Below are 18,182 nucleotides of genomic sequence, written 5' to 3' on the forward strand. Positions count from 1 at the left end.
GGGACCAACGTCCCGCCGACCTGCTGAAACCCGGTGCCGCACGACGCCGGAGCTACCCCCGATCAGGTGGCGGCTAGCGGGTCTCCTCCACGAGCCACGACAGGTACCGCGGGCTGCCGCCGACGATCGGCGTGACGATGACCTCGGGCAGGTCGTAGGGATGCCGCACGTTCAGGAACTCCTCCAGCGCGCCGGACCGGTCCGCGGCCGTCTTGCACTCGACCCGCCATTCGGCCGCCGTCTGCACCTCGTCCTCCCACCGGAAAACGCTGGTGATCGGCCCGACGATCTGGGCGCACGCGGCGAGCCGGGCCTCGATGGCGCTCGCGGCGATGGTGCGCGCGGCGGCCTCGGAGTCGACGGTGGTGGTCACGACGACATGGTCAGCAGACATGACCCGAACCGTACCGCAGCCGGAAAACAGAATTCGGCGCACCGAAAAAAATTATCCGGCAGACCGGCGACAAGCATTCTGTCGCCCTTATCAGGCAATTCGCGAAACCCATCAGCTTGCGATTTTCTGAATCTCCCCTTTATCGTTGCAGCGAAAGGGGTGAGCACGAACCCATGTCTCCCGCATTGATCGCTCTGTTCAGCGCGTTCGGCCTGGTACTGGCCGTTGAACTGCCGGACAAGACGCTCGTCGCGACCCTCGTGCTCACCACCCGTTTCCGCGCCTGGCCGGTATTCGCCGGAGTATGCGTGGCGTTCGCCGTGCAATGCGTGATCGCGGTCGCTTTCGGAAGCCTGCTCACCCTCTTGCCGGAAACCCTTGTTTCGGTGCTCGTCGCCGCGATGTTCGGCGTCGGCGCGTTCCTGCTGCTGCGCGAGGGCTTCAGCGAAGGCAGCGAGGCGGGCGAGGACGCGTCGCGGTCCGGTCCCACGCCGGTTTCGTTCCTGCGCTCCGCGCTCACATCGTTCGGCGTGCTCTTCGCCGCGGAGTGGGGCGACGCCTCGCAGCTGGCGACGGCTGGCCTCGTCGCGCGCCTCGGCAACCCGTTCGCGGTCGGGGTCGGCGCGTTCGTCGCGCTGGTGTCGGTCGCCGGGCTGGCGGTGTTCATCGGCGCGAAGATCCGCGACCGGATCCGGCCGAAGCTGATCCAGCGGGTCGCCGGGTTCGTGTTCGCCGGGTTCGCCGCGTTCGCGCTGGCCCAGCTGCTCTGGTAACCGCCGCTTCACAGGAACGCCAGGTAACCTCTTCGGAACCCCCGAACGAGGACCAGGTGAACCCCCGGTGACGCCATGGCCTCCGCCATGACCGCCGAGGAGCGCCCGTGCCGACCACCTCCCGCGCCGCCGTGTCTCCGGTGTCGCCGGTGCACGGCAGGCTCGCGCTGGTCGGCATCGGGGCGGCCGTGCTTATCGCCACGGACCTGCATCTGCGGCTCTCCGCGCAAATCAGCCCGATCTGGCAGACGCTGTCGGAGTACGTCTACGGCAGGCTCGGCGGCCACTCGGCCGCGCGGCTGTTCACCGTCATGTGCCTCGCGCTCGCGCTGGGCTCGCTGGCGTTGCTGGCCGGGCTCGTCAAAGCCCGCCGCTCGCCCGCGGTCGTCATCCTGCTCGGCGGGTGGTGCGCCGGCCTCACGATCTGCGCGACGGTCCCGGTCGACCCCCATGGCGAAGCCCGGTCCTTCGACGGCCAGCTGCACAACGCCGCCGCCCTCACCGCTTTCCTCGCGCTCCCCACAGCCGCTTGGCTGCTGACCCGCCGCGGCGGCCGATCGTGCCCGTGGGAGCCGCGCCGCACGACCATCCGCTGGCTGGCCGTCGCGAGCTTTGCCAGCGTGGCGGTAGTTCTGGGCGGCTTCGTGTTCACCTTGGTCACCGGGCCCGCGCAGCAGGAAGTGACGCTCGGGCTGTTCGAGCGGCTGCTGTTCACGGTCGACCTGGCGCTGCTGCTGACCATGGTCCGGCCGCTGGTCGCCGCGTCCCGCCGCTAGGTCCGCAGCACCTCGGCAAGTTTTAAAGCCGCCGCCACTGTCAACGGCCCGGCTTCGTCCGAAACCAACGGCTCCAACGAGATCACCCCGACGCTCGCCTTGAGCCCAGGAACCCCGCGCACCGGCGCAGCGACGCCTGAAGCACCAGCCTCGATCTCACCGGTCGAGACGACCCATCGGTCAGTGCCGCCCGGCCGCAACGCCATCGCCCGCCCAGCGGCACCCGCGGCGAGCGCGTGCCTGCTGCCGACCCGGTACGCCACGTGGTAGCTCGTCCACGACGGCTCCGCCACCGCGACCGCCTGCGCGTGATCGCCCTGCGCCACCGTCAGATGCGCCGTAGCGCCGACCTTCTCGGCCAGTTCGCGCAGCACCGGCCGCGCGGCCTCGCGCAGCTGTGGCAGCACCTGACCGGCCAGCCGCAGCACTCCGACGCCGAGCCGCACCTTCGTGCCGTCTCGCCAGACCAGGCCGCGTTCGGCCAACGGCACCAGCAGCCGGTAGACCGCCGCGCGGCTGGCACCGATGGTCACCGCGAGTTCGGAGATGGTCGCCGCCTGCTCGCCCGAATCGGCCACCGCTTGCAGCAGCGCCAGACCGCGGTCGAGGGTCAGTGACCCCTCCGTGCTCACAGCAACTCGAGTTCACCCAGGTCGGCCACCGGCTCGGCGAACGACGCCGCCGCGTACGAACCGAAAAGCTCCCGGACCGCTTTCGCGGCAGGCTCCGGCAACGCGCGTGCTTCGTCCGCGAGCGCCTTGCCGTCGGTCGATTCCAGCGCCGCACGGACGTCTCCGCCGGAGAGGCAGCGCGCCGACGCGACGAGCAGGTTCAGGAAGCCGTGATGCGTGAAGCCGGTCTCCGGGTCGACGTGCCGGACCGCGCGGTGCAGGCTGTTCGTCGCCTTGAACGACGCCCCCGGCGAGCCGCTGACCACGGACAGGAAGTCGGCCACCTCGTCCACGCTGGGGAAGTTCTCCCCCGCCTTGCCGCCGCAGCGGATCTTCGGCCAGCTGCCGTGCTCGATCACGTTGCGGACGCCGTCGAGCCAGCCGACGCCGCGGCGCGGTTCGACGACCCGGATGACGTCCTCGGGCACGAACTCCGAAACGCGTTCCAGCCACACCTCGTCGACGTCGGACGGGGCAGGCATCTCCACCATCCGCAGCGACAGCAGCTCGCTGCGCGATTCGACGATCGAGATCGCCTTCGGAACGCCGCCGAGCCCGGTGTCGATGATCAGCGACAGCGGCAGCGGCTCCTTGGGCTTGATCTTGATCAGCTCGGTGATCAGCTCCGGCAGCCGCGAGGCCTGGCACAGGAAAACCCCGAGCACCCCGGCGTGTTCCCCGCCGCGCGATTCGAAGTGCGCGCGCAGCGCCTCCGGCATCGCGACGTCCGCGGGCGGGAAGAGCGCCGAGTCGTCGACGAGCCGCGCGAACAGGGGAGGAATTCCACGGGGGCCGGGTGGCGTGAGTTCCACAGCGCTTGACACGACTGACACGCTAGTAGCGTACGGCAAGGGGACAAAATCGTTCGCTCTGCGGACGCCTTTCGCGGCCCTCCCCAGAGGAGATCACCCGGCCCCATGGACCGAATCCACCCGGTCCCGCCCTTCAGCCGATCCGTTGACCAGCAGTTTCCCGCCCCATGGGTGATCTTCCCGCGCGCTCTTCCCTTAGCGTGCCAATTCAGGTTAGGCTCACCTAAGTAGGAGGTGAGCCGTGACCGAGGCACCCGTATCCGTGCGCCGCCCGCCCGCGCCGAACCCCGCCGAACGCGCCAAGACGATCGCGACGCGCGGCGGCCCGGCGACGATCATGCCGACCGTCGAGAGCGCCGGCTGCGAAGCCGAACGCGTCGAGCCAGTCCTGCATCACGTGCACCACAGCGGAAGCGTCAGCATTCTTCTGCCGGACGAGCACCCGATGGTGCGCGCGTCCCGGCAGGCTCAACGCGGCGAGCTCGCCGTTATGGTCGAGCTCGCCGACCACGCCCCAGTGGCGCTGCGGGAACCGGTCCGCGGCCTGCTGTGGATCACCGGATGGCTCCGGCCGCTGACCGAGGTGTCGGCCCGCGCCCGCGCGGTGTCGATCGCCGAACATCGGCCGGACCACCGGCTCCTCGACGTCGGCCACGGCCTCACGCTGCTCCGGCTGACCCCGGCGTCGCTGGTGCTGGCCGACGCGGAGGGCACGCATTCGCTCCGGCCGCACATGTTCAGCGCGGCCCCGCCGGACCCGTTCCACGACTACGAGGCCGAATGGCTGCGGCACCTGGAAAGCGACCATCCGGACGTGGTGGAACAGCTGGCCCGGCACCTGCCCGCGGACCTGCGCGGCGGCCGGATCCGCCCGCTCGGCCTCGACCGGTACGGCCTGCGCCTGCGCGTCGAATCAACGGCGGGCGACCACGACGTCCGCCTCGCCTTCTCCCGCACCGTCGACAGCCCGCCGCAGCTGGCCGCGGAACTGCGCCGTTTGCTCGGCTGCCCGTTCCTGCGCCACCAGCATGGCGAGGACTGACCGGCCGCGAAGGACCTCAGTCCTCGGCCAGCTCCGGAGGAAAGCCGCCGGTCGCGATCGGCCCCCACCGGTCGATCGTGATCCGGATCAGGCTCTTGCCCTGCTTGCGCATCGCCGCGCGGTACTCGTCCCAGTCCGGGTGCTCGCCGGAGATGCTGCGGAAGTAGTCGACCAGCGGCTCGACCGAGTCCGGCAGGTCGATCACCTCCGCGGTCCCGTCGACCTGCACCCACGGGCCGTTCCACTCGTCCGACAGCACGCACACCGACACCTTCGGGTCGCGCCGGAGGTTGACCGCCTTCGCCCGCTTCGGGTAGGTCGCGATGACGATGCGGCCCTCGTCGTCGACACCGCAGCTGTTCGGGGACAGCTGCGGCCGCCCGTCGGCGCGGGTGGTCACCAGGATCGCGCGGTGACGCGGCTTCAGGAACGCGACCAGTTCGGCGCGCTCGACCTTCGTGTTGGTGGCGATAGTCCTCGGCATACCCCGACGGTAGCGTGCGTTCATGCGCACCACAGAGCGTTCCGGGAGGCCCTCGGGCCTGCGATCCTGGCTCAACCCGGCACTTCCGGCGTTCCCGGCTCAGCTCACCGATCCCGTGCGGCGGCGAGCGGCCAAGATCGAACTGGTCCTCGTTTTCGGCATCACGCTCGGGTTGTCCGGCGCGCGCAGCCTGTTGTCCCTTGTGGACTCTCTGCTGCGCCCGACCCCGTTGGCGCAGCAGCAGGTGCAGCTCAACGTTCCGCAGGCCGCCGCGAGCCTGCTGGACCTGCTCCAGCAGTTGCTGAGCGCCGCGCAGCTGATCGGCTGGGGCGGGCTCGGGCTGTACCTGCTGTGGCGGGCCGGGATGAAACTGCGCGAAATCGGACTGAGCCTGCGCATCCGTTCCGACGCGCTCGTCACCATCGGACTCGCCGCGCTGATCGGCGTTCCCGGGCTCGCGCTGTATTTCCTCTCGTATCACCTCGGGTTCAGCCTCGCGGTGCAACCGTCCGCTCTGGGCGACACCTGGTGGCGGCCGATCGCACTGACGCTTTCCGCGTTCGGCAACGCTTTCGCCGAGGAAGTGCTCGTGATCGGCTATCTGCTCACGCGGCTGCGGCAACTCGGCGTGCGCGAGAACGCATCGCTGTTCGGCGCCGCGGTGCTTCGCGGTTCCTATCACCTGTACCAAGGGTTCGGCGGGTTCGTCGGCAACTTCGTGATGGGGCTGGTGTTCGGCCGCGTGTGGCAGCGGACCAACCGGCTGTGGCCGCTCATCGCCGCGCATACTTTGTTCGATGTGGTGTCCTTCGTCGGCTATTCGTTGCTGAAAGGCCGTCTTTCCTGGCTCCCGTGATGCCCGCTCATTAGGCTCGCACTTCGTGAGCGAGACGAGCGAGATGACCGCACCTCCCAGGGTGGACAGCGAAGTCGGGCCGCTTCGGGCAGTACTGCTGCACCGGCCGGGAAACGAGCTGAAACGGCTCACGCCCCGCAACAACGACAAGCTTCTTTTCGACTCCGTCCCGTGGGTGAGCCGGGCGCAGCAGGAACACGACGCGTTCGCCGACGTTCTGCGCGGCCGCGGCGTCGAAGTGCTGCTGCTGGCCGACGTTCTCCGCGCCGCGCTGGAAGATCAGCGCGCGCACGCCGCCGGGGTCCACGCCGCCGTCGACGACCGGCGGCTCGGCAGCGACCTCGCGGATTCGCTGAGGTCGCACCTGACGAGCGTCGACGCGCCCACGCTCGCCGAGGTGCTGATGGCGGGCATGACGTTCGAGGAGCTGCCGTCCGCCGAAGGCGCGTCGCTGGTGCGGATGATGCACCATCCGCGCGACTTCGCCGTCGATCCGTTGCCCAATCTGCTCTTCACCCGCGATTCGTCGGCGTGGATCGGCGACCGCGTCGCGATCTCGTCGCTGACCATGCCCGCACGGCGGCGGGAAACGGCGCTGCTCGACCTCGTTTACGCCTACCATCCGCGATTCCGCCACGCCGCCCGCGCTTACGGCGCGCATTCCGCGCCGATCGAAGGCGGCGACGTGATGCTGCTGGCTCCCGGCGTCGTCGCGATCGGCGTCGGCGAACGGACGACTCCGGCCGGTGCCGAATCGCTCGCGCGCTCCGTATTCGCCGACGGGCTCGCGCATACCGTCGTCGCGGTGCCGATCGAACAATCACGCGCGACCATGCATCTCGACACCGTATGCACGATGGTCGATGTCGATGCAGTCGTGATGTATCCGCTCGCCCGCGATTCCCTGACCGCGTTCACCCTCAAGCCGACCGGCGACAGCGGCGTGAAAGTGGCCGGCCCGACGCCTTTCCTCGAAGCGGCCGCGGAAGCGATGGAGATCGACCGGCTGCGGGTGATCGACACCGGTCTCGACCCGGTCACCGCGGAGCGTGAGCAATGGGACGACGGCAACAACACGCTGGCACTGGCCCCGGGCGTGGTCGTGGGGTACGAACGGAACGCGGAGACCAACGAGCGGCTCGCCGCGGCGGGCATCGAGGTGCTGGCGATCACCGGGTCCGAACTGGGGTCCGGCCGCGGCGGCCCGCGCTGCATGTCGTGCCCCGTGCGCCGCGATCCGCCGGCCAGGCGGCACTGACCCGCTGAGCTTTTCTCAAGAGCGCCCGGGGGTTCTCACCCCCTCGCCGCGCGATGCCGCAGTCGTGCGGGGAACCCTGACAAGTCTGATTCCCTCGGGGTTGTCCACACGGACTTCCGCAGGAACCCGCCGCACACCGCGCTGCCGAGAAACCCCACCGAGGTGAAGTTAGCCTTCCCTTAATAAGGGTAAACACATTAAGGGAAGGCTAACCGAAATAAGTGTTTCCTTCTTAAGGAATGGTAACCCTAATGGGGTGGAGATCACCAGCTAAAAGTGGAAAACAATCCGATATTGACGTACCGTGATGAACATGGCCGCTACGAAGAAAGAACCGCGCTCCAAGTTCTACGAACTGCTGCAGGCGCAGATCCACAACGAGTTCAACGCCTCCCAGCAGTACATCGCGCTCGCGGTCTGGTTCGACAACGAGGACCTGCCGCAGCTCGCGAAGCACTTCTACAAGCAGTCCGTCGAGGAGCGCAATCACGCGATGGCGCTTCTCCAGTACATGCTCGACCGGGACCACCACGTCGAGGTCCCCGGCACCGGCGAAGTCCGCAACGAGTTCTCCGCCCCGCTTGAGCTGCTTGAGCTCGCGCTGGAGCAGGAGAAGGAGGTCGCTGCCGACATCTCCGCGATGGCGAAGGCCGCGCGGGCCGAGGAGGACTACATCAGCGAGCAGTTCACGCAGTGGTTCCTCAAGGAGCAGGTCGAGGAGATCTCCCAGATGTCGACGCTCGTCACGGTCGCGCGCCGGGCAGGCGACAGCGTTTACGAGATCGAGAAGTTCCTGCACCGCGAGTCCGTCGGCGACGCCGGCGCGGACTCCGGCATGCCCCCGGTCGCGGGTGGCGCGCTGTAACGCTCGAAGCAGGCCCGGAAGCCCGGTTGTCCCCACTGTGGACAACCGGGCTTCCCCCTGTGGATAACTTCAGCGCCGCTCGTACTGCGCGATGAGCACGCCGGTGGTGGTCGCGACGCTGCTGACGAGCAAAAACTCGGTCAGCGGAGCCGGTCCCTCGAACAGCCGCGCGCCGCGGCCGAGCGTCAGCGGGTGGATCAGCAAGGTATAGCTGTCGACCAGCCCGGCGGCGTGCAGCGCACGCACGAGCGAAACGCTGCCGATAATCGCAAGATCCTTGCCCGGCAAGGCTTTCAGCTCAGCCACGGTCTCCACCGCGGAGCCGCGCAGCAACACCGAATTCTGCCAGGCGTCCGCGTTGTCCAGCGTGGTGGAGACGACGTACTTCGTGGCCGCGTTCAGGTGCGCGGTGTAGGGATTCCCGTCCGTCTGAGGCCCCCAGACAGCGGCGAAGTCCTCCCAGGTGCGCCGGCCGAACAGCATGTCCCCCGGCCGGCTCAGGCCCTTGCCCATCTCGCGCGTCATGACTTCGTCGGAGTATCCGATCGCCCATCCGCCTAGGTCGAACCCACCGAGGGGGTCCTCGTCCTTGCGGCCGGGGCCTTGGGTGACGCCGTCGAGGGTGACGCTCAGGGTGACGCTGATCGAACGCATCGGGGAGGTCCTTCCGCTTCCGCGGGCCGCCGGCCGGCCCGTCACCCGCTACACGAGCGGCGCGGCGCCAGATCGACATCGGCTCGCGAAATTTTTCAGCCGGCGCAGTCCTGTGTCTTCGCCCGGACCTCGATGTCCTGGACCGCGCCGTCCGAGTTCAGCGTGAAGTGATACGCGCCCTGGTCACCGGTCGGCGACACGAGCGCGCTCCCCGACTCCGACGTGCCCGGATAGGTCGCGGTGACCTGGGCCTTCGGCGACCCGTCGCCCACGCCTTCCGGGGTGTGCGCGGCACCGTCGGGTTTCACCGCGACCACGCCGTTCTCCGCCGACACGACAGCCGTCGCGGCGGGCACCCCGGCACCGCTGACGTCGTAGTAAGTGCAGCCCGCCGACTCTTTCACCGTCGTGAGCTTCATGCCCTGGTCCGTGAGCTGCTGCTCGGTCATGCCGAGCTTCACCGCGCCCAGGCCGTCCGCGGTCACCAACGCTCCGGACGCGGCTTTCGCCGGTGACGTCCGCGGCGGCGCAGGCTTCGTGTGGTGCGGATGCGCGGGCGGCACCGGCGGGTCGGCCACGCTGGTCTCCATCGGCACGGACGGTGCCTGCGCCTGCGTCGATTCGGCGCTCGACGGGGGCTCGGGCACCGCAGAAGGCGGCGTGGGCCGAGCCGAAGCGACCTGCCGGGCGGCGACATCGGTCCCGGCGGGCTGGGCGCGCAGCTGGATCGCCACCAGTCCGGCCGACGCCACCGCGAGGACGCACGCCGCCCCGGCCCCGGACGTCAGGATCCGTTGCCGACGCCGCCGCCTGCGCGCGCCCGCCACGATGGCCGACGTGGCATCCTCGGCTGGTTCGACGGCTAGCCGATCGTCGGCGAGGAGGGCGCGGAGCCGCTGTTCCAGATCGTCGGGCTGACTCACCCGGCGTCGCCTCCTTCCTGGTTCCTCAGTTTCGCCCGCAGGGACGCGATCGCCTTGCTCGCTTGGCTTTTCACCGTCCCCTGGCTGATGTCCAGCGCCTTGGCGATCTCCGCTTCGGAAAGTCCTTCGTAGTACCGCAGCACCATCACCGTGCGCTGCCGCGGCGGGAGGTCGCGCAGCGCCTGCCACAGCGGCTCGTGCTCGAACGGATCCTTCGCCGGACTCGGGCTGGTGTCGGGCAGGTCCGCGACCAAATTCTCCCGGCGCGTCCGGCGCCAGCGGCTGACGTGCGCGTTCGCCATCGAACGCCGCACGTACGCCAGCGGGTCGCCGGTCTTCTGCCGCACATACGACCAGCGTGCGCCGATCTTTTCGAGCACGGTCTGGACGAGGTCCGCGGCGTCGTGCGGGTTTCCGGTGAGCACGTGGCCGTAACGGAGCAGCCCGGGCAGGGCCTCGCGTACGAAGTCGCCGAAGTCCGTGCTGGTGGTGACGGCTTCTGCCTGCTGGCCGGCCCAGGACGGATCCCCGCTCGTCAGGGGCAATGCGGCTGCCGTCACCGTATCGCCCCCTCCCCGGATGACCGCGTCCAGCGACGATTCCTCGTCATCCCCACCACGCATGAGCGCCCCCGAGGGTTGTCCCGTCTCCATCGCTACTTTCCGTAGCTGTGGACAACTGAGGTCAGCGCACGGAAAGCGACTCGGGCAGCTTCAAGGCGCCATCCGCGTCAGGGGGGAAATCGTGTACCGCGACCACGGCGTTTCGCGGGAGCGGGCCGTAGATGTGCGGGAACTGGATTCCGCGCGGGTCCGGCGGGTCGCCGTCCTCCCAGCGAACGGGCGCGTCGACCAGCTTGGGGTCGATTTCGAGCAGGACCAGGCCGGGTTGGCCGCGGTAGAGCGCGTTGGCGGGCAGGGCGACCGTGCCCGGGTCCGAGCAGTGGATGAATCCGGCGTCGTCGAGCGAGGACGCGCGGTATTCGCCGTCGGCGGGCACCGCGGCCCACTCGTCGCGGGTGCAGATGTGGAGGATCACCTGGTGATCATCCACCTGTGGACAACTCAGGTCGACTTGTCCACAGGTGGACAACTCAGCGGATGGTGAGCTGACGTCCGATCAGCCCGTCGCGGGCACGCCGCTCGGTGGCGTTGAGCGGCTCGGAGTCGAGCGACTTGAGCGCGTCGTCCAGCCGGGAGCCGAGCTGGTCCTTGGGCTCGGCCCACTCCCGCGCGTGCGCCTCGGGGTCGAGGTCCCACACCGGGACGAGCAGGCCGTGCGCACGGAACGACCCGGCGTACCGGGTGCCCTCGCCGAGCCCGAGCGTGCCAGCCGCGGACAGTCGCGCAAGCGCTTGCAGCAGCAGGTTCTCCGGTTCCGGGCGGACCCAGCGCAGGTGCGCCTTCTCGCCGGCGAGCACCCAGTACGCGCCGGAGCCGAGCCGGTCGGTGGGCATGATCGCGGCGTTCGCGCGCTCGAGGGAGACCGCGACGTCGCCGGTCGCGTCCGCGTCCTCGGGCAGCCACCACGCGAAGTCGGTGTGGAGGGCGACCTCCAGCTCCGCGCTCGGCACGAGCAGATCCTGGAGCCGGTTGTGCTCGTCCGGGTCGGTGGGCGACGTCGTGTCCGGCACCGACAGCACGTCGCCCGGTTCGGCGTCGAGCAGCCAGCGCAGCGCGCGGCCGAGGTCGCGGCTGATGTCGGAAGACCGCGTCTGCACCTGAAGGCCGAGGAAGCGCTCGCCGTCCGAGCGGACGAACGCCGCGGCGGCCATGGGCAGCACCGTGCCGAGCGTGACGTCGCCGCCGTCGGCGAGTGTCAGTTTCGCCGTGGCGGACGGGACGAACTCGCGCAGCGCGATCAGCTCCGGCTCCGCCGCCAGCCCCTCGAACGGCTGCCCGACGAAGACGTCGCGCACCTTCGGCTTGCGGTCCGGCTTGGGACCCTTCTTACGCGCGCCCTTACCCATTTCAGCCTCCTAGCGAAATCAAGGTCAGACGCTATCGAAGGGACTGGCCGTCCGGGCTCGCGGGTTAGAGTCGGCTCGTGTTCGACCCTCGCGATCCCGCCTTCCTCGCCGACCCGTATCCCGCGTTCGCCGCGCTGCGCGCCGAAGGCGAGGTGCACCAGCACGACGACCTAGGCATCGCGATCACGGTTTCGCACGCCGCGTCCGCCGCCGTGCTCCGGCACCGCGGACTCGGCCGCATCTGGACCGACGCGCAGCCGCTCGAACGGTTCGCGTCGTTCAACCTGCTGCACCGCAACTCGTTGCTGGAGAACGAGCCGCCCGCGCACACCCGCCTGCGCCGCGTCATCGCGGGCGAATTCGGCCGGGGCCACGTGCAGCGGCTGCGTCCGATGGTCGCGGAACTCGCGGAGTCCATGGTGGACACCCTGGCCGCGAAGATCGCCGCCGACGGCAGCGCGGACCTGCTCGAACACCTCGCGCAACCGCTGCCGGTCGCGGTCATCGCCGAACTGCTCGGCGTCCCGACGTCGGACGGCGCGCAGCTGGTGACGTGGAGCAACGCGATCGTGAAGATGTACGAATACGGCCTGTCCGAGGACGGCCGCGACGCCGCCGAACAGGCCGCGGCCGATTTCGTGGCGTACCTGCGCGAGGTCGTCGCGGGCTCGCCGCGCGGGATCGTCCGGGACCTGTCCGCGAGCGAACTGACTCCCGACGAGGTCGTCGCCACCGCGGTGCTGTTGTTGATGGCCGGCCACGAGGCGACGGTGAACGTGCTCGGCAACGGGGTGACCGCGCTGCTCACCCACCGCACGGAATGGGAGCGGCTTAGGTCCGACCCAACGTTGCTGGACTCGGCTGTGGAAGAACTGATCCGCTTCGACTCCCCGTTGCAGTTGTTCGAACGCACGGCGACTGAGGAGGTGGAAATCGCTGGTCACCGGGTAGCGAAGGGCTCGAAGATCGGTGCGCTGCTGGGTGCCGCGGCACGCGACCCGAAGGTGTTCGACGCCCCGGACACCCTGGACGTGGGCCGCTCGCCGAACGCGCACCTCGGGTTCGGGATGGGGATCCATTACTGCGTCGGGGCACCGCTGGCCCGAGTGGAGATCGCGGCCGCGTTGACGGCGTTGACAAACCGGCTCCCGGCGTTGCGGCTGGCCGCGCAGCCGGAGCGGAGGCCGGAGTTCGTGATCCGGGGATTGCGCACTCTGCCGGTGACTGCCTGAGTCCTGCGGGGTCGGGTGGTGAGTGCTGCATAATCGCGCGGTCGCGGGCAGGGGCGGGGTTGATCCGGGGGGCCGATACCCGGAGCCAAGCCGGGTGGTGGGTGCCGCACAATCGCGCACGGCCGAGGGCAGGGGCGGCGTTGGTCGGCGAGAAGCGCCGATACCCGGAACCAAACCGGGTGGCGAGTGCCGCACAATCGCGCACGGCCGAGAACAGGGCGGCGCTGGTCGGCCGGAAGAGAACCAAGCCGGGTGGTGGGTGCTGCACAATCGCGCACGGCCGAGGGCAGGGGCGGCGCTGGTCGGCCGGAAGGGCCGATACCCGGAACCAAACCGGGTGGCAAGCGCCGCACAATCACGCACGGCCGAGAACAGGGCGGCGCTGGTCGGCCGGAAGGGCCGATACCCGGAACCAAGCCAGGTGGCAAGCGCCCCACAATCACGCACGGCCGAGAACAGGGCGGCGCTGGTCGGCGGACAGGGCCGACCGCCCGGAACCAAGCGGGGTGCCTGGCTGGTTCGCAGGACCGCCCGCCGTGTCGCGTGGGAGTGCGCTGCGGTTTCACTGGAATTCCGCGAATAGCCCGAGGAACCACCGGGGAGCTAGCCGCTGGGGGACGAACGGCAGCCCGTCGCACATCTGCGACCGCCGCCCAGGAACGAGCCGCAACCCCGCGCATCGCCCGCAACCCGCCCGGGGGGACTCGTGAGTGGCGTTGCGGTTCTCACCGGCAACGCCACTCACGACGTTAGGAGCACTGGCCGCCGTGCCCGCACCGCAACTCCGCCGCTAGCCCACCTCACCGCGAAACCCGCGCACCGCCCAGCAACGAGCCGCCGCATCAGCGCAACCCCGCGAACAAGTCGTCCTCCACTCCAGCACCTGGCGCGACGGGACCGTTCGTGCGGGCCAGCTGGTAGTCCTCCCATGGCCAGGCCTTTCGCTCGATCTCGCGCGAGTGGGCGAAGAACGGATGCCCCGGGTCCATCTGCGTGGCATGCGCGCGCAACGCCGCATCCCGGGTCGCGAAGTGTTCCTCGCAGCGGATGCGGGCGGTGACGGTGAGCACGTCGGCAGGCGGCAATTCCTCCAAAACCGGACCCATCAACGACTCTTCACCAGCGGCGATGGTCGCCTCGTGCATGGCTTCGAACCAGGATCGGCTGAGCGTGGCCAGGTAGTAGAGCTTGCGCGGGCTGCCGTCGTCGGATTCGTCGAACGCCGCGGTGGTGACCTCATGTGTGCGGATGTGGTCGGGGTGTGGATAACCGCCGGTCTCGTCATAGGTGACCACCACCTGTGGACGGAATTCCCGCATCAGCTCCAGCAACGGCTTTGCCGCTTCAGCCAACGGAATCTCCGCGAAGCTGCCAGCTGGCGAAGGCGTCGCCAAACCCGAGTCGACGTGGCCGAGGAACGTCTGCCGGATGCCGAGAATCCTTGCCGCGTCGGCCATTTCCCGGCGACGGATGGCAGGCAGATCCCGTCGGACGTCCTCTCGGTCCAAAGTGGGGTTGAGCACATCGCCGCGTTCGCCGCCGGTGCAGGTGGCTACCAGGACGTCGACGCCCTCGGCTGCGTAGCGGGCCAGAGTCGCGGCGCCCTTGCTCGATTCGTCGTCGGGATGGGCGTGTACGGCCAAGAGGCGGAGCGTCATGCGCGGCTTCCTTTCGGGAAGAAGAGAGCGGGGACAAAGCTCAGCAGGGAAAGGCCGAGTGCCCAGGTGAACGTAGTGCCGAACGCAGCTGCACCCGGAGGTTGCGCGTGCAGGACAGCCACCAGAAGCGCCGTACCCAGCGAGCCGCCGATGCGGTTGACGACGTTGATCGCGCTCGCCGCACGCGGGATTTGGCTGCGCTCCAACGAGGTGTAGAGCATCGTCATACCGGGCGTGGTGGTCGCGCCTAGGCCGAACCCACGAATCAGCAGCGAAACTGTCAACAGGGTCGGGCTGGGGGAACCGCCGAGTTGGGTGAAGGCGATCGTGCCTCCGAGCGACAACGCGATGCCGGTGAGCATGACTGTTCGCGAGCCGAAGCGGTCCAGCAGTTTTCCGCCTGCGATGAGGACGACGGCGGACCCGAGGGCCTGTGGCGCGAGCAGAAGTCCGGCGGCGAGAGCGGACGTGTGCTGAATCTGCTGGTAGTAAAGCGGAAGCAACAGCATCGAACTGTACAGCGACGCGCCCAGCAAGAAAGTACTCGCGCTCGCGACAGTGAAAGCCTTGTGCGCGAACAATTTCAGGTCAAGCAGCGGCGCTTGCGCGCGACGAGCGTGCCCGGCGTACGCGATCAGCAGCACGGCACCGGCGATGGCGAACGTGTTGGAACCTTCGCCTAGGCCGTAGCCGAGCGCGCCGAGCCCCGGCGGGAGCAGCAGCAGGCCGCGGACGTCGAGCGGATCGCGCGTGCCAGCGGGTTCCTCGCGCGGCAGCACCCGGACGGCGAGCAGCAAAGTGGCGACGCCGAACGGCACGATCCCGAAGAACAGCCAGCGCCAGCCGAGGTCCTGGACGAGCACGCCGCCGAGCATCGGGCCGAGTACCGGCGCGACGGTCGCGGGCAGCGTGACGACACCGATCATCCGGCCGAGCCGAGGACCGGCCGCCTGCGCGAAAATCGCCTGGCCGATCGGTTGCATGAGACCGCCGCCGAGGCCGTGCAGCACGCGGAACGCGATCAACGCCGGAGCTGACCAGGCGAACCCGCACAACACCGTCCCCAGCGTGAACAGCCCGACGGCCGCGATCCACACCTGAGCGCCGCCGAACCGGTCGGCAAGCCAGCCGGACAGCGGAATGGTGAGCGACGCGGCCAGCAGGTACGCGCTGGCCACCCACTGCACGGTCGGCAGCGAACTGTCCAGGTCACGCGCCATCACGCCGATCCCGACCGACACGATCGTCGCGTCGAGGATCGACAGCACCGCGCCCAGGATCAGCACTCCGCCGAGCCGGCGAAGCCCGGAATCGGAGACCGGAACCTCGGGAAGCCGCGTGGTCATCGCATCACCCCCTTCGTTAGGTCGGACCTGAGATTAGGTCGAACCTAGTTAATGGGTCAAGCACAAATTTAGGTCGGACCTAGTACACTGGCCGGGGTGAGCCTCAGGGAGCAGAAGAAGCTGGAGACGCGGCAGACGATCTCGGCGGTGGCGACGCGGCTGTTCATCCAGCGCGGGTTCGACCAGGTGACGATCGCCGAGGTCGCGGAGGCGGCGCGGGTCGCCAAGATGACCGTCACGAATCACTTCAGCCGGAAGGAAGACCTGGTCTTCGACATCCGGAATGACTTCGTGGACTGGCCGGCGAACCTCGTCCGGGCCAATCCGGAGACTCCGGCGCTGGTCGCCGTGCGGGACGGGTGCTTCGCGGAGCTGGACAAGGCGAGCGCGATGCTCGGGTTCGCGGACGTGTCCTTCGTGCGGATGGTGCGCCAAAGCGAACGCCTCACGTCCGCGCTCCGGGACATGCACGTCGACCGGGAATTCGAGCTCGTCGCCGCGCTGCTCGACCGGCATCCGGACCGGGAAATGCTGTCGCGGACGGCCGGGGCGCACCTCACGTCAGTACTGCGGCTGCTTCTCGACGACGTCTGGCAGCTGACCTGGCGGGACGTCAAGCTGGCCGATCTGGTGGAGCAGATCCGGGATTCCGCGGCAGTCGCGTTCGGCCAGCTGGAACCGGCGCTCGGCGACCTTTAGCGCGCGGCGCCGACCGGACGCGCGGTCCGCAGCTCCGGCTCCGGCGCACCCTCGATCCTGAGCACGCGGAAGTCGCGCAGGCGTCCCGGAGCGATCGGCATCAGCAGATGCGAGAACCGCCGGATCACCAGTGCGGTAACGATCGCGAGCGCGGCCGCGGCGAGGTCGGTGAGCGCGACCAGCAGGACGCTGTCCGCCATCGCCTGCACGCCCGGCCGGATCCGCCAGATGATCGTGACGCTCAGCAGGACCCAGTTCGCCACCCACGCGCCCCACCAGCCGAGCACGAGTCGCGACGGCTTCGGCCGCTCGTCCCGGGGACGGCGAAGCACGGCGTGCTCCAGCTCGCTGACCACGGACAACGCGAGCGGCAGATTCGCGATCGGCACCAGCACGCCCACGAGCACCTGCCAGACCGGCCGCGGCGGCGCTACCTCGGCTTCGTCGGCGGCCGCTTGCCGCGCGACCAGCAGCCACCAGATCGAGAGTCCGGCGGGCAGCAGCGAAAAGATCGTGGTGAGCAGGCCGGCGAGCATGACGAACGCGTCGGAGAACCCGACGACGCTGCTGTTCAGCGCGGAATCGCGGCTCTCCACGAGGAGCGCGTACCGCCAGCTCTCCGCCCCCGCCGCGATCACGGCGAGGACGGCGAACGTCCAGAGGATGGTGGTGAGACTCCGCGCGAGCACCGGGATCCGGTCGATCGGCCGGATTTCTCCGGACGCGGTGCCGGGCACGTTCGTCGGCCGGCGCCAGGTCAGATTCGGGAAGCCCCAGCGCGGCGGCACCGGATAGGACGGCGGGCCGGAATAGGGCGTCGCGGGCACGGCACGACGACGGCGGACGGCGCTCGGCGGCGGGGACGCGACCCAGCGCAGCTTGGCCGCTCGCTTCGGCGGACTCGGCTGCGGTTGCTGGGGAGCGGGCCGATGGATCGCGCCTTGCGGAGCGGCAGTGAACGGACGCGCGTACGCCGGGTGCGGGTAGGCCTGCGCCGGGTACTGCGGCTGGTTCGGATTGGCGAACTGCTGGTCAGGATGTACCGGCCCGGCTTGCGGCGGTGCCCAGTGGCCAGGCGGCGGCATGCCCGGCTGCGCGGGATAGGGCTGCGCGCCAGGCTGTGGCCCGGCATACGACTGCGCTCCAGTCTGCGGAGCCCAGCCTGGAACAGGCCCATTCACCGGCGGCACCCCAGCCGATCCGGGGTGGCCCGGACCGGACGCCCCGGTCCCGGCATCAGCAGGCCCCGGCCCACTCGAATCCCGCTCAGCGCCGACCGGCCGGGAACCGTCCCCTTCGCCCCGGCCGAAGCCAGGAACGAACGACGCCGGATCCGAGGATTCCGGCGGCTCGGGAACAGACTGGGCAGGCATCCGTCAGAGAACCTCGGGTTCAGCGTCGGGGTTTTCGCTCACCATGCGGCGGCCTTCGCGAGCCCAGGCTCCCATTCCGCCCGCGACGTTGACCGCGTCCCAGCCGCTCGCGTTCAGCCAGGCCGCGGCGCGCGCCGAGCGGCCGCCGGAGCGGCAGATGACGTAGACCGGGTTGTCCTCGGGGAATTCGGCGAGTTCGCCGACCCGCGCGGGCAGTTCGCCGAGCGGGATGTGCACCGCGGCGGGGGCGTGCCCGGCGGCCCACTCGTCGTCCTCGCGGACGTCGAGCAGTGCGACGTCCGCAGGCAGGTCGCGGACTTCAGCGGTCGGAATTTCAGCTGGGCTCACCACAGGTTCCATGCTCCCATGTCATGACGTTGTACGCGTGTGAGGAACG

21 protein-coding genes are annotated in these 18,182 nt (G+C 69.5%); 8 read left to right on the forward strand and 13 right to left on the reverse strand.

Going from position 1 to position 18,182, the window contains the following annotated elements; genetic code table 11:
• Nucleotides 1-73: 73 nt before the first annotated feature.
• Nucleotides 74-394, reverse strand: coding sequence for a divalent-cation tolerance protein CutA (gene cutA, locus BM362_RS03760; RefSeq protein ID WP_037718964.1), 321 nt, complete (start codon nucleotides 392-394; stop codon nucleotides 74-76).
• Nucleotides 395-567: 173 nt separating this feature from the next.
• Here cutA and BM362_RS03765 point away from each other — a divergent pair, with 173 nt between their 5' ends.
• On the forward strand, nucleotides 568-1,167 hold the full coding sequence (locus tag BM362_RS03765) for a TMEM165/GDT1 family protein (RefSeq protein WP_161269780.1): 600 nt from the start codon (nucleotides 568-570) through the stop codon (nucleotides 1,165-1,167).
• Nucleotides 1,168-1,274: 107 nt separating this feature from the next.
• On the forward strand, nucleotides 1,275-1,943 hold the full coding sequence (locus tag BM362_RS03770; protein ID WP_093572205.1) for a DUF998 domain-containing protein: 669 nt from the start codon (nucleotides 1,275-1,277) through the stop codon (nucleotides 1,941-1,943).
• Here the strand turns inward: BM362_RS03770 and BM362_RS03775 are convergent.
• Nucleotides 1,940-2,575 (reverse strand): helix-turn-helix domain-containing protein, encoded by a 636-nt coding sequence (locus tag BM362_RS03775; RefSeq protein WP_067578551.1) that lies wholly within the window; start codon nucleotides 2,573-2,575, stop codon nucleotides 1,940-1,942. The two genes, BM362_RS03770 and BM362_RS03775, sit on opposite strands and share 4 nt — an antisense overlap.
• A complete protein-coding gene (locus tag BM362_RS03780) occupies nucleotides 2,572-3,426 on the reverse strand; it encodes a hypothetical protein (RefSeq protein WP_280142717.1) in 855 nt (284 codons plus the stop codon). Before BM362_RS03780 ends, BM362_RS03775 begins: the two co-directional genes overlap by 4 nt.
• A 241-nt stretch (nucleotides 3,427-3,667) precedes the next feature.
• On the opposite strand from BM362_RS03780, the gene BM362_RS03785 reads away from it, so the two are divergent.
• Nucleotides 3,668-4,468: a DUF2470 domain-containing protein gene (locus BM362_RS03785; RefSeq protein WP_067578549.1), complete on the forward strand. Its 801-nt coding sequence runs from the start codon at nucleotides 3,668-3,670 to the stop codon at nucleotides 4,466-4,468.
• A gap of 16 nt (nucleotides 4,469-4,484) precedes the next feature.
• Here BM362_RS03785 and BM362_RS03790 read toward each other — a convergent pair whose 3' ends face one another.
• Nucleotides 4,485-4,952, reverse strand: a complete 468-nt coding sequence (locus BM362_RS03790) for a PPOX class F420-dependent oxidoreductase (RefSeq protein ID WP_067578547.1) — start codon at nucleotides 4,950-4,952, stop codon at nucleotides 4,485-4,487.
• A 22-nt stretch (nucleotides 4,953-4,974) separates the two neighbouring features.
• Between BM362_RS03790 and BM362_RS03795 the strand changes: the two genes are divergently transcribed.
• From BM362_RS03795 to BM362_RS03805, 3 genes are all read left to right on the forward strand, one after another.
• Complete coding sequence (locus BM362_RS03795; RefSeq protein ID WP_093572206.1) at nucleotides 4,975-5,808, forward strand: CPBP family intramembrane glutamic endopeptidase; 834 nt, start codon at nucleotides 4,975-4,977, stop codon at nucleotides 5,806-5,808.
• A gap of 61 nt (nucleotides 5,809-5,869) precedes the next feature.
• On the forward strand, nucleotides 5,870-7,066 hold the full coding sequence (locus BM362_RS03800) for an arginine deiminase (RefSeq protein ID WP_208865129.1): 1,197 nt from the start codon (nucleotides 5,870-5,872) through the stop codon (nucleotides 7,064-7,066).
• 313 nt (nucleotides 7,067-7,379) lie between these two features.
• Complete coding sequence (locus tag BM362_RS03805; protein ID WP_067578772.1) at nucleotides 7,380-7,931, forward strand: ferritin; 552 nt, start codon at nucleotides 7,380-7,382, stop codon at nucleotides 7,929-7,931.
• A 69-nt stretch (nucleotides 7,932-8,000) separates the two neighbouring features.
• Here the strand turns inward: BM362_RS03805 and BM362_RS03810 are convergent, their stop codons facing one another.
• The 5 genes from BM362_RS03810 to BM362_RS03830 form a co-directional block, all read right to left on the reverse strand.
• Nucleotides 8,001-8,585, reverse strand: a complete 585-nt coding sequence (locus tag BM362_RS03810; protein ID WP_067578541.1) for a dihydrofolate reductase family protein — start codon at nucleotides 8,583-8,585, stop codon at nucleotides 8,001-8,003.
• Nucleotides 8,586-8,680: 95 nt separating this feature from the next.
• Nucleotides 8,681-9,508 carry a hypothetical protein gene (locus BM362_RS03815; protein ID WP_093572209.1) on the reverse strand — a complete coding sequence of 276 codons (828 nt, stop codon included), beginning with the start codon at nucleotides 9,506-9,508 and terminating at the stop codon, nucleotides 8,681-8,683.
• The gene (locus BM362_RS03820) at nucleotides 9,505-10,068 is read right to left on the reverse strand and encodes a SigE family RNA polymerase sigma factor (RefSeq protein WP_232791557.1); all 564 of its coding nucleotides are present in this window, start codon (nucleotides 10,066-10,068) and stop codon (nucleotides 9,505-9,507) included. Before BM362_RS03820 ends, BM362_RS03815 begins: the two co-directional genes overlap by 4 nt.
• Nucleotides 10,069-10,192: 124 nt before the next feature.
• Nucleotides 10,193-10,546 (reverse strand): DUF952 domain-containing protein, encoded by a 354-nt coding sequence (locus BM362_RS03825; protein WP_093572210.1) that lies wholly within the window; start codon nucleotides 10,544-10,546, stop codon nucleotides 10,193-10,195.
• Nucleotides 10,547-10,601: 55 nt separating this feature from the next.
• On the reverse strand, nucleotides 10,602-11,477 hold the full coding sequence (locus BM362_RS03830; RefSeq protein WP_067578534.1) for a DUF5926 family protein: 876 nt from the start codon (nucleotides 11,475-11,477) through the stop codon (nucleotides 10,602-10,604).
• A 77-nt stretch (nucleotides 11,478-11,554) separates the two neighbouring features.
• Between BM362_RS03830 and BM362_RS03835 the strand changes: the two genes are divergently transcribed.
• A complete protein-coding gene (locus BM362_RS03835) occupies nucleotides 11,555-12,709 on the forward strand; it encodes a cytochrome P450 (protein WP_093572211.1) in 1,155 nt (384 codons plus the stop codon).
• 842 nt (nucleotides 12,710-13,551) lie between these two features.
• On the opposite strand, the gene mca is transcribed toward BM362_RS03835, so the two are convergent.
• Nucleotides 13,552-14,367, reverse strand: a complete 816-nt coding sequence (mca, locus tag BM362_RS03840; protein WP_093572212.1) for a mycothiol conjugate amidase Mca — start codon at nucleotides 14,365-14,367, stop codon at nucleotides 13,552-13,554.
• The gene (locus BM362_RS03845; RefSeq protein WP_093572213.1) at nucleotides 14,364-15,713 is read right to left on the reverse strand and encodes a DHA2 family efflux MFS transporter permease subunit; all 1,350 of its coding nucleotides are present in this window, start codon (nucleotides 15,711-15,713) and stop codon (nucleotides 14,364-14,366) included. The genes mca and BM362_RS03845 overlap by 4 nt, the downstream gene beginning before the upstream one ends.
• A gap of 96 nt (nucleotides 15,714-15,809) precedes the next feature.
• On the opposite strand from BM362_RS03845, the gene BM362_RS03850 reads away from it, so the two are divergent.
• Complete coding sequence (locus BM362_RS03850; protein WP_067578526.1) at nucleotides 15,810-16,412, forward strand: TetR/AcrR family transcriptional regulator; 603 nt, start codon at nucleotides 15,810-15,812, stop codon at nucleotides 16,410-16,412.
• Here BM362_RS03850 and BM362_RS03855 read toward each other — a convergent pair.
• Nucleotides 16,409-17,497: a DUF4328 domain-containing protein gene (locus BM362_RS03855; protein ID WP_167545197.1), complete on the reverse strand. Its 1,089-nt coding sequence runs from the start codon at nucleotides 17,495-17,497 to the stop codon at nucleotides 16,409-16,411. The genes BM362_RS03850 and BM362_RS03855 overlap by 4 nt on opposite strands.
• A 291-nt stretch (nucleotides 17,498-17,788) precedes the next feature.
• Entirely contained in the window at nucleotides 17,789-18,145 is a 357-nt protein-coding gene (locus BM362_RS03860; RefSeq protein ID WP_037806963.1) for a rhodanese-like domain-containing protein, read from the reverse strand.
• Nucleotides 18,146-18,182 lie beyond the last annotated feature (37 nt).

The sequence above is a fragment of the Amycolatopsis rubida genome, assembly GCF_900115345.1.
GTDB lineage: Bacteria > Actinomycetota > Actinomycetes > Mycobacteriales > Pseudonocardiaceae > Amycolatopsis > Amycolatopsis rubida.

Excerpts from the sequence above, each read along its gene's own strand:
- cutA (WP_037718964.1), bottom strand. The coding sequence starts at position 394 with ATGTCTGCTGACCATGTCGTCGTGACCACCACCGTCGACTCCGAGGCC.
- BM362_RS03765 (WP_161269780.1), top strand. The coding sequence starts at position 568 with ATGTCTCCCGCATTGATCGCTCTGTTCAGCGCGTTCGGCCTGGTACTG.
- BM362_RS03790 (WP_067578547.1), bottom strand. The coding sequence starts at position 4,952 with ATGCCGAGGACTATCGCCACCAACACGAAGGTCGAGCGCGCCGAACTG.
- BM362_RS03795 (WP_093572206.1), top strand. The coding sequence starts at position 4,975 with ATGCGCACCACAGAGCGTTCCGGGAGGCCCTCGGGCCTGCGATCCTGG.
- BM362_RS03805 (WP_067578772.1), top strand. The coding sequence starts at position 7,380 with ATGGCCGCTACGAAGAAAGAACCGCGCTCCAAGTTCTACGAACTGCTG.
- BM362_RS03810 (WP_067578541.1), bottom strand. The coding sequence starts at position 8,585 with ATGCGTTCGATCAGCGTCACCCTGAGCGTCACCCTCGACGGCGTCACC.
- BM362_RS03830 (WP_067578534.1), bottom strand. The coding sequence starts at position 11,477 with ATGGGTAAGGGCGCGCGTAAGAAGGGTCCCAAGCCGGACCGCAAGCCG.
- mca (WP_093572212.1), bottom strand. The coding sequence starts at position 14,367 with ATGACGCTCCGCCTCTTGGCCGTACACGCCCATCCCGACGACGAATCG.
- BM362_RS03845 (WP_093572213.1), bottom strand. The coding sequence starts at position 15,713 with ATGACCACGCGGCTTCCCGAGGTTCCGGTCTCCGATTCCGGGCTTCGC.
- BM362_RS03855 (WP_167545197.1), bottom strand. The coding sequence starts at position 17,497 with ATGCCGCCGCCTGGCCACTGGGCACCGCCGCAAGCCGGGCCGGTACAT.
- BM362_RS03860 (WP_037806963.1), bottom strand. The coding sequence starts at position 18,145 with ATGGAACCTGTGGTGAGCCCAGCTGAAATTCCGACCGCTGAAGTCCGC.